Below are 8401 nucleotides of genomic sequence, written 5' to 3'. Positions count from 1 at the left end.
GATAATGCTCGATGGTTTCTCTGCCGCTGGTGACGGTTGACCTACAATCCAAACTGCTGCCCCTACCACGATCACTATCACTACTATTTGAAAATCAAGTTTTGAAGTATAAAATTCTGGTGGACCCAGCGGGATTTGAACCCGCGACCTTTCGCCCTTTCAGGTCGCCCATGCGAAGCGAACGCTTTCGGCTTGAATGTTTTAGCATTCAATCTGCCGCTGAGCTATGGGCCCACCATTCCTACTTGGTGCGACCCCCAATTAAATTTTTGTTTCAACTTCAATGACCGTATATTTTGCGCATTCGTCTTTAAGAACGGTGCTGAAATACGGACAGTGAAACCCGAGGATCTATGAACTGTAGCGTGGATTTCTAATATATTTACCAATTGAAGCATGGTGGTGGCTAGGACTTTTGACTTAGTTGATATCATGGCACGAAGGTACTTTTTCCTATCAAATGCGACGCACCCGTCACTATCTATCAGGCCAGCCAAAACACCGAACAAAAAATTTTCTGCGTGGCCCTCTCTTAAGAAAAGCCGCTTGCGCAATTTGCCTTTTTCACTTCCGTAACCAGCATATCCTTTTAAAAATGAGCAAAAACCCTTTGAGGATACGCGAACTTCAAATCTATTCTCATTTATAGTAATCCATGGTTTCGTGTTTGCTTTTCGTAAAATAGTAATTAATAAATCCACGATTGGTTGTTCGCTTTTAGCGTTTAAGGTGAGTTTAGTCATGTATGAATAGTACTTTTGTCTAAAGTTAAAACAGCCATCGCCGACGAAAACCCCGACGAGATATCCCTTTTCCCACTCAGACAATCGGCTTCCGTCAAATTTTCCCATTTTGCGGCAGTAGCCTCTGACATGATAGTAGATCGTTGTCTTGCGGAGCCCAAACTTTGTGCTTAATTGACTCAATGAAGCGCCTGTTTGTGCACCTTTAATAACCTCACTAATTTGAGTAGCATTTAGCCTTTTCATAGGATTTAAATGAAAATCTTCTGATGTCTTTAAGCGATTTTGCCAAAGGGGTCACCGAAAGTATTTGCTCTCTTCCTCATTTTATAAAACGCGACTATTTTGATAGGTAATTATGTTAAATTTCTTAATATATAGAGGTGTGCAAAATTAAATAGGTATCAAAAGCCTAAGCTGTTTTGCGTAGGTGCCGATCGACCGCGCACCGTAACCTCTTCAACTTCTCCTTCACTCGGATACGACGGTCTTATTGTTAACTGGCCTTGCCAATTCGACCGCTTCCTGCATGAGCGACCATTAGTGGCAGAAAACAGACGAATTTTGCACCTCCCCAAGGGCTATTCATAACACATTCTCAAAAAATATTCATGGAGTCTAGTATCCGATGTCAGCTCGGGATGAAAAGCCACCGCGATAATGTTCTTCTGTTTAACCCCCACTATCTTACCCATAAACTCGGCAATGACCTCGGCATCCCCCCAGACCTCCTTGACCGCAGGCGCCCTGATGAAAACCCCGGGAAATGGTCTTTCATCCAAGATCCGGATTTGAATATCTGCCTCAAAGGACTCGCGCTGTCGACCAAAGGCGTTTCTCACGACAGAAATATCCATTAGACCCAACAGCGGTTGTTTAGTTCTCATTACCTGCTCATCACCGCGCTTGGCCAGAACTACCATCCCGGCACAGGTCCCCAGCACCGGCACCCCGGACTCGGCCAACCTTTTCACGATGTCGAAGATCTCTGTGATCTTCATGAGCTTACCGATGGTGGTGCTCTCGCCGCCGGGGATGATAATGCCGTCTACCCCTTCAAGCTGCTGGGGCCGGGCCACCCAGATGGCCTCTCCTCGTAGACCGCTCCCGGCAAGGGCTCGCTTGACCGCTTCGATGTGCTCGCTGACCGCACCTTGAAGACCGATGACGCCGATCCTCATGATTACACCATATTTTGATGAATCGGCTCAACTGCTATTTTACCTTACTGCTTAGTCCCTACAACAACCAGCCAGAGTACCCTTTAGATACCTGTCCGGGTTTTTGTCAAAGTTGTTCTTACATCCAAATGAACAGAAAAAGTACTCCTTGCCCTCATGGCTCGACTTAAACTTTGCCTTTTTTTCATCCACAAACATCCCGCAGACAGGATCCCTCGCCATGCCTCCACCACAAATCAAAACATTTGTAATATTATCCTTTTCCCTAGCCTTTCAGAGCTGGGCCAAGAATAAGAGCTGTACGCGGGTGTCGGACAACTCGTTGGCAATTATCTCAGCCACCTTCTTGATAACGAGGTAGCCCCGCCTGCAGTCCTTCTTAAAGACTTTGTTGACCAGTTCATCGGCGACTATGGCGGCGACTTTGACCTTATCCAAACAGCGGGCATAGGTGGTGTACCTCTTGGTGCGGAGCAGCGCCGGGTAGCCGAAAAATCTGCCCTTAGTCAACGTGTAAACTGAAATCCTCTTGCCAGCTCCAGCCTCCAGCTCAATCGAAACCCTTCCTTCCAACACCATGTAGATCTTCTCGGCCTGATCTCCTTCCTTAAAGATGAGGTCACCCTGCTCAAACTCTTCTACTTCCGTCATCTCGGCGATGTCCTTCAGCTCATCGCGCTTCAAAAACTCAAAAATATCCATTCCCTTCAGGACTTCCGGCTTTACCGCCATTTAGCCACCAAATTTTAATCTTTTATCTCGCTTAAAACTCTACCTGCCAGCTCGGACAATTTCTCCTCAACTGTCTTGCTCAAACGATCGCCGTGACCGATCTCCTTGGGTTGAATGCCGACGATCCTCACCTTATCCAAGCGATAGCCCAGCTGCTTGCCCAGCTGGATTACATCAACCAGACTGAACTCGTGCAAAGAAAATTTTTTTTCGCCGACAATTTTTAGCAGCTCCTCGGCCCCGAAGCTGGCTATGTATCCCGGTTCCTTGCCCATATCCACGGCGTCGACCAAAACCACGCGATCAAATTCTTTCATCTCCTCCAGAAGATCAAACCCCAGCGTGGCTCCCTCAATCACTTTAAAGTCCCTGACCAGTCCTTGGCTCCTCAGATACTCGACGCATCTCACCCCAACACCATCATCCTTAAGAAGGATGTTCCCCAGACCGACGACGAGTTTCCTCTCAACCAACAAAATCTACCTTTAACAGGTGACAAGAACAGGAAATGCAGGGATCATAGGACCTGACCAACATCTCCAGAAGCTTGACGATTTCATCCTTTGGCCGATCGAGGATCTGAGGCACCAATTCCCTCATGTCAGCCTCGATGTTAGCCAAGTTCTGGGCTGTGGGTATGATGCAGTTAGCTGCATCGATTGCGCCGTTTCCGTTGATCCGGTACTCATGAATCAATAAGCCCCTCGGTGCCTCGACCACTCCAACGCCCCAGCTCCTCTTAACAGCGGGGAGCTTAGCCGACCAGCCCGCGAGCGGCGGCCTCTCGGTTCTCTCATCCTTGATACCACGGGATAAAAGCTGCTCGATGAGGCAAGACATCGACTCCAAAGCGTGAACGATCTCAACCACTTGGGCCAAGGTTATGTGGTATGGGTTATAGCTCGGTGCCTCCAGCCCTAAGAGATTGGCGGCCTTCTGAGCCTCCGGTAGCAACTGTTTGTAATTGGTGTTAAACCTAGCCAGTGCTCCGACCATGTACGGTTTCACCGGACCAAAGGCATGCTTGGCCGTGGAGTGCTCCACAACGCGCTCGGCAATTTTTTGTTTGTAATCCCGGGGCTTGTAGACACCAGCCTCGGAGGATTTTATCATCCCATCATAAAATGGATACTCCTCGTGGCTGACCAAACAGTTATAGTTGGTCTTTCTCTGGAAATCAGGAAACTTCAGCTTAGAGAAGAAATCCAGCATCCGAGGGACATCTTCCCTCTGCGCCTGTTTTATCTTCGCCAGCAACTCCTCCATCTGTTCCTCAGTCACCAGATTGGTAAAGCCGTCAACCACCATTGAAATCGGGTGAGTATGCCGGCCCACTATAACATCACAAATATCATGGGCCAGCTTCTTGAGGTTAATCGCGGTTTTAATGATATCGGGATGGGTAGAGGCCATCGGGATAACTGAGGGAACTCCGAAGAAATCAGGGGCGGCGAGGAAGAAGACATGCAAGGCGTGTGAGTCCAGCATCTCGGCATCCATCAGTATTTTTCTTAGTGTCTCCGTTTGCCAAGTCGGCTTAATTCCCAGTGCATCCTCAACTGCCTTTATCGAGGCAGCCGTGTGTGAGATGGAGCAGATACCGCAAATTCTGCAAGCGATGTGGACCGCCTCAGGGAAGCGCCGGCCGACCAGCATTGCCTCAAAGAACCTTGGTGACTCTATGATCTCCAGCTTAACTTCCTTCAACTCTCCTTTCTTCACGTCTACCACGATGTTACCGTGCCCTTCCACCCTGGTGATATGATGGACATATATGTCTAGGTCTTTGTCGCTCATTTTTTCATCCCCATCAGGCCGTTGTACATACGATAGAACCTGAATTTGTCCTCCACGGAAATACCGTATTCATTCAGGAGCCATTCCATCGCCTCCAGATTGGCATCCGGGACTAAACCCCGGCAGCCCTCGCAGGCATTACCAGCCGAGGGACAGATTGCTCCGCAACCTCCCCTTGTCACCGGGCCCATACAGATGATTGGATTCGACTTGTGATAATTGCAGACATTTCCCTTCATCTTGCATTCAACGCAGACGGGATAATCCGGGATAAATGGCTTCATGTTGTTCAGGAGCTGGGAGACGAATCGGATGAACTCCTCCTTGTCGATCGGGCATTCAGGGATATAATAGTCAACCTTAATGATGGCGTCAATCGGCTGGGCCAATATTGAATCGAAGACCCAGGCCTTGTCCCCATAGACCATCTTTTTGATCTCCTGCTGGTTGTGGAAATTTCTGATCGCGTTGACGCCAGCGATGTGGGCGCAGGCGCCAAGAGCGACCACCACCTTAGCCTTCTTTCTGATCTCCTTGATCCTCTCGATGTCCTTCGGGGTGGCAATCGACCCCTCAACGAAGGCGATGTCATAATCCTGTCCTTTGTAACTGGAAGCTTCCCTAAAGTTCACCACCTCAACCGACTCAAAGAGGTCCAGAAGCTTATCACCAATAGACAACACGGTCAGCTGGCATCCCTCACAGCAGGTAAAGTCAAAGAAAGCGACCTTTGGTTTCACCATCATATCGCCTCCGGTAGGTTTCTAATCCGGTCGTATCGAAAAACTGGACCGTCCTGACAGACGTAGAGGTTGTTTATCTGACAGTGCCCACACTTGCCAACCCCACATTTCATCTTTCTCTCGAGATCCACCCAGATATTTTTATCCGCCATGCCTCGGTTCTTCAGTTCTTTAATGATGAATTTGTAGACCACGGGAGGGCCCACAATCACGGCTTGGGTGTTCTCGGGATCGAATTTCACCTGAGGTATAATTGTGCTGATGACTCCGACGTGACCCTGCCAAGTTTCATCAGCCACATCAACCGTTGAGTAAAACTCAACGTCGCTCCTCTCCTCCCATTCCTTCAGCTCATCCTTAAAGAGAAGCAGCTGGGGGCTCCTAGCACCATGAATGATATAAACATTGCCAAAGTCCTTCCTTGAATTCAGAACCGCCCAGATGAGCGAACGTAGCGGGGCCAAGCCGAGACCAGCTCCGATCAACATCACATCCCAACCCTTGAACTCCTCTAAATCAAAGCCGTTGCCGAAAGGTCCTCGAATCCCGACCTTGTCGCCGGGCTTCTTTCCGTGCATGGCCGTGGTCACATTCCCAATTTTCCTGACGCAGAGTTGAAAGGTCGGGGCCTCAGAGGGAGCTGAGGAGATGGAAATCGGGGCCTCACCGACGCCAAAGACGGACAACTCTATGAACTGGCCCGGCCTGTGGTTCAGACCTTTTCCTGAGAGCATCTCCAGATCAAACAGCTTTTCCGTCTCGGTCAGCGTCGCCACCTTTTTTATCACAGCAATTTCTGGTTTGTATATCGTCATCTTGATCGGCTCCTCTCATAGATCTCGTTGGCGATGTCCAAGGGATCAACGATCTTTGTCAGGCAGGCCTTCCCGCACCTGCCACACCCGGTACAAAAGCTTCTCCCCCACTTTTCAAACAGATAACAATCCTTGCGATAAGTTCGGTGGCGAAGTCTTGCCCCCCGATCCTCCCGGAAGATTTCGCCGGTGGCCACCCTAGTGAAATCGGTGAGCATGCACCCATCCCACCACCTCAAACGGCTGCCGTGTCTCAGATCTAGCTCGACGCAGTCCCTAACGTCAAAACAATAGCAGGTGGGACAGACCATGTTGCAAGAGCCGCATCCAAAGCATCTGACCCCGCGCTCGGCCCACACAGCTGAATCGTAGTTTTCCTTCAGCAACAGGGGTAATTCCGAAAGCTTGGGCTTTAATTTCCGCTGTTCTCGGTCAAACAGCGCGTCCCTTTCCCTTCTGATCTTTTTAACCTTCTCCAAATCGGCCTGCGTGGCTTTCTTTCCCAAGCCAGAGATAAATGATTCTCCTCTTGAGGAACCAACTTCAACGAAAAAGTTCCTACCCATATCCGTCAGAAAGAGATCAAAACCATCCGATGGAACCACGGAACCCTTGCGGTAGCAGAAAGATTCCGGACTACAGGGTTCCAAGCATTCGACACCGATGATAGTCAGATTTTCTCGCTTCTTAATATAATTCTCATCCAAATTCTTCTCCGTGAAAACCTTATCCAAAAGCGAGATCCCATTGATGTCACAGGGATGCACGCCCAGCAGGATCAGCGGTCTCGCCTCAACCTTGGGCTGAACCTTAATCTCATCATTCATCTCATACCTGAGTAACTCCTCCTTCTGGGGAAAAACAAACGACTTGGCCGAAATAACCGTCTGCGGGCCTCCCCAGAGAATTTCTTCGGTTGACTTTAACCTCCTGAAATTAGCCTGGTTCTCCTGCCTCACCGGTGCCACAACTTCATTGCCCTCCCTGATCTCTTGGTCTATTCGTTTGAGGAAGCTCGTCTTTGCCACCAGGTATTTTTCCAAACTTTCACCACCAAGACAGGTCCACTTCTTTCAGACTAATGAACGAGTGAATTTAAACCTTGCCATCAAATTTAAAAAAAGGAAAAATGACTCATCTGCCACGAGATACAATGGGTGTGCTCTTTTATTAACCGCTGCCTAGATAAGCCAGATGGTGCTGCGGCATGGTTTCGTCCTTTAACCAAGATCGGATAAGACAGATATTCAGACAAAACCTGTCCTTAGCTGAAAAGCTCAAGGAAACCATACATGCCCATGCCCGGGAAATCAAAACAAGGGAAAATGTTGAATCGATAAAAATAATGAATTTCTGCGGTACTCACGAGTGGACCACCACGAGGTATGGAATTAGGTCACTATTGCCGCCCTATTTGGACCTAGTGGCTGGACCGGGTTGCCCCGTCTGCGTGACCCCTGCCCACTATGTTGAGGCCGCTATTAAACTGGCGATGGAAGGGGTGAGAGTCTACACCTATGGGGACGTCCTGAAGCTTCGGGGACCTAGTTCTGGATATCCAAGCAGTCTGGAGGAAGCCAAATCCTGCGGCGGCGAGGTCAAGGTCGTTTACAGCTACCTCGATGCCGTTGCCGACGCAGGTAAAAGCGGCAGGGACAGCATCTTCTTCGCGATCGGGTTCGAAACCACTGCTCCGAGCTATGCGTTGTCCTTCAAGGAGGGTTTGGTCCCGGAAAACCTAAAATTTCTCAATGCCATCAGGCTGACACCTCCGGCCATGAAATATACCATTAAGCTCCACCAGAATAGAGGATTGCTCCCCATCCGCGGGATAATTGCGCCCGGACATGTCTCAGCAATAACAGGGGCCTCCGCATGGGATTTTCTTCCGAAGGAACACCACTTACCTACCGTTGTGGCCGGATTTGAACCCATCGATGTGCTCATGGCCGTGGCCCAGCTATTGCTCATGATTAAAGAAAAGCGCGCGGAAACAAGGATAGAGTACAAAAGGCTGGTTAAGTGGGAAGGGAACCTCTACGCTAAAGACGCCATCGAGTCTGTCTTTGAAAAAACTGATGCCTTGTGGAGGGGGCTAGGAACCATACCGCAGAGCGGGCTGAGGCTAAAAGGTGAATTCTTCGACAGGTTTGATGCAATAAGATACTTCGGCCTACCCGAACTAAAACTAAAGTCGAATGTCCCCGATGGAACCGGGGATGATCTACCAGCTGGGTGCAGGTGCGGCGAGGTAGTTGTCGGCATCTCAAAGCCAGTGGAGTGTCCGATGTTCATGAAGGGCTGTTCACCGACCAAGCCATGGGGCCCATGTATGGTATCCTCAGAAGGCACCTGCAACGTCTGGGCTAGGCAGGGAAGAGGTGGCTAAC

At 49.5% G+C, this 8401-nt stretch carries 10 protein-coding genes and 1 tRNA gene; 1 reads left to right on the top strand and 10 read right to left on the bottom strand.

Annotated elements, in window-relative coordinates; all coding sequences use genetic code 11:
- Positions 1–117: 117 nt before the first annotated feature.
- From QXT02_RS04155 to QXT02_RS04110, 10 genes are all read right to left on the bottom strand, one after another.
- Positions 118–234 (bottom strand) — tRNA-Ala (locus tag QXT02_RS04155).
- Complete coding sequence (locus QXT02_RS04150) at positions 225–989, bottom strand: LAGLIDADG family homing endonuclease (protein WP_342812091.1); 765 nt, start codon at positions 987–989, stop codon at positions 225–227. Before QXT02_RS04150 ends, QXT02_RS04155 begins: the two co-directional genes overlap by 10 nt.
- A gap of 335 nt (positions 990–1324) precedes the next feature.
- Positions 1325–1927, bottom strand: coding sequence for a pyridoxal 5'-phosphate synthase glutaminase subunit PdxT (gene pdxT / locus QXT02_RS04145; protein ID WP_342812095.1), 603 nt, complete (start codon positions 1925–1927; stop codon positions 1325–1327).
- A gap of 48 nt (positions 1928–1975) precedes the next feature.
- On the bottom strand, positions 1976–2146 hold the full coding sequence (locus QXT02_RS04140; protein WP_342812090.1) for a YHS domain-containing protein: 171 nt from the start codon (positions 2144–2146) through the stop codon (positions 1976–1978).
- A gap of 51 nt (positions 2147–2197) precedes the next feature.
- On the bottom strand, positions 2198–2656 hold the full coding sequence (locus QXT02_RS04135; RefSeq protein ID WP_342812089.1) for a cyclic nucleotide-binding domain-containing protein: 459 nt from the start codon (positions 2654–2656) through the stop codon (positions 2198–2200).
- A 14-nt stretch (positions 2657–2670) separates the two neighbouring features.
- Entirely contained in the window at positions 2671–3129 is a 459-nt protein-coding gene (locus QXT02_RS04130) for a hydrogenase maturation protease (protein ID WP_342812088.1), read from the bottom strand.
- A complete protein-coding gene (locus tag QXT02_RS04125; protein ID WP_342812087.1) occupies positions 3122–4453 on the bottom strand; it encodes a Ni/Fe hydrogenase subunit alpha in 1332 nt (443 codons plus the stop codon). Before QXT02_RS04125 ends, QXT02_RS04130 begins: the two co-directional genes overlap by 8 nt.
- A complete protein-coding gene (locus tag QXT02_RS04120) occupies positions 4450–5196 on the bottom strand; it encodes an NADH:ubiquinone oxidoreductase (RefSeq protein ID WP_342812086.1) in 747 nt (248 codons plus the stop codon). The genes QXT02_RS04125 and QXT02_RS04120 overlap by 4 nt, the downstream gene beginning before the upstream one ends.
- Positions 5196–6011, bottom strand: a complete 816-nt coding sequence (locus QXT02_RS04115; protein ID WP_342812085.1) for an FAD/NAD(P)-binding protein — start codon at positions 6009–6011, stop codon at positions 5196–5198. The genes QXT02_RS04120 and QXT02_RS04115 overlap by 1 nt, the downstream gene beginning before the upstream one ends.
- The gene (locus QXT02_RS04110; RefSeq protein ID WP_342812084.1) at positions 6008–7054 is read right to left on the bottom strand and encodes a 4Fe-4S dicluster domain-containing protein; all 1047 of its coding nucleotides are present in this window, start codon (positions 7052–7054) and stop codon (positions 6008–6010) included. The genes QXT02_RS04115 and QXT02_RS04110 overlap by 4 nt, the downstream gene beginning before the upstream one ends.
- 164 nt (positions 7055–7218) lie before the next feature.
- On the opposite strand from QXT02_RS04110, the gene hypD reads away from it, so the two are divergent.
- Positions 7219–8400 carry a hydrogenase formation protein HypD gene (gene hypD / locus QXT02_RS04105; RefSeq protein ID WP_342812083.1) on the top strand — a complete coding sequence of 394 codons (1182 nt, stop codon included), beginning with the start codon at positions 7219–7221 and terminating at the stop codon, positions 8398–8400.
- Position 8401 lies beyond the last annotated feature (1 nt).

This window comes from Hadarchaeum sp. (SeqCode), from assembly GCF_038871235.1.
Lineage (GTDB): Archaea > Hadarchaeota > Hadarchaeia > Hadarchaeales > Hadarchaeaceae > Hadarchaeum.
This window is presented reverse-complemented; position numbering and strand designations above follow the sequence as displayed.

Excerpts from the sequence above, each read along its gene's own strand:
- QXT02_RS04150 (WP_342812091.1), bottom strand. The coding sequence starts at position 989 with ATGAAAAGGCTAAATGCTACTCAAATTAGTGAGGTTATTAAAGGTGCA.
- QXT02_RS04140 (WP_342812090.1), bottom strand. The coding sequence starts at position 2,146 with ATGGCGAGGGATCCTGTCTGCGGGATGTTTGTGGATGAAAAAAAGGCA.
- QXT02_RS04135 (WP_342812089.1), bottom strand. The coding sequence starts at position 2,656 with ATGGCGGTAAAGCCGGAAGTCCTGAAGGGAATGGATATTTTTGAGTTT.
- QXT02_RS04125 (WP_342812087.1), bottom strand. The coding sequence starts at position 4,453 with ATGAGCGACAAAGACCTAGACATATATGTCCATCATATCACCAGGGTG.
- QXT02_RS04120 (WP_342812086.1), bottom strand. The coding sequence starts at position 5,196 with ATGGTGAAACCAAAGGTCGCTTTCTTTGACTTTACCTGCTGTGAGGGA.
- QXT02_RS04115 (WP_342812085.1), bottom strand. The coding sequence starts at position 6,011 with ATGACGATATACAAACCAGAAATTGCTGTGATAAAAAAGGTGGCGACG.
- hypD (WP_342812083.1), top strand. The coding sequence starts at position 7,219 with ATGGTTTCGTCCTTTAACCAAGATCGGATAAGACAGATATTCAGACAA.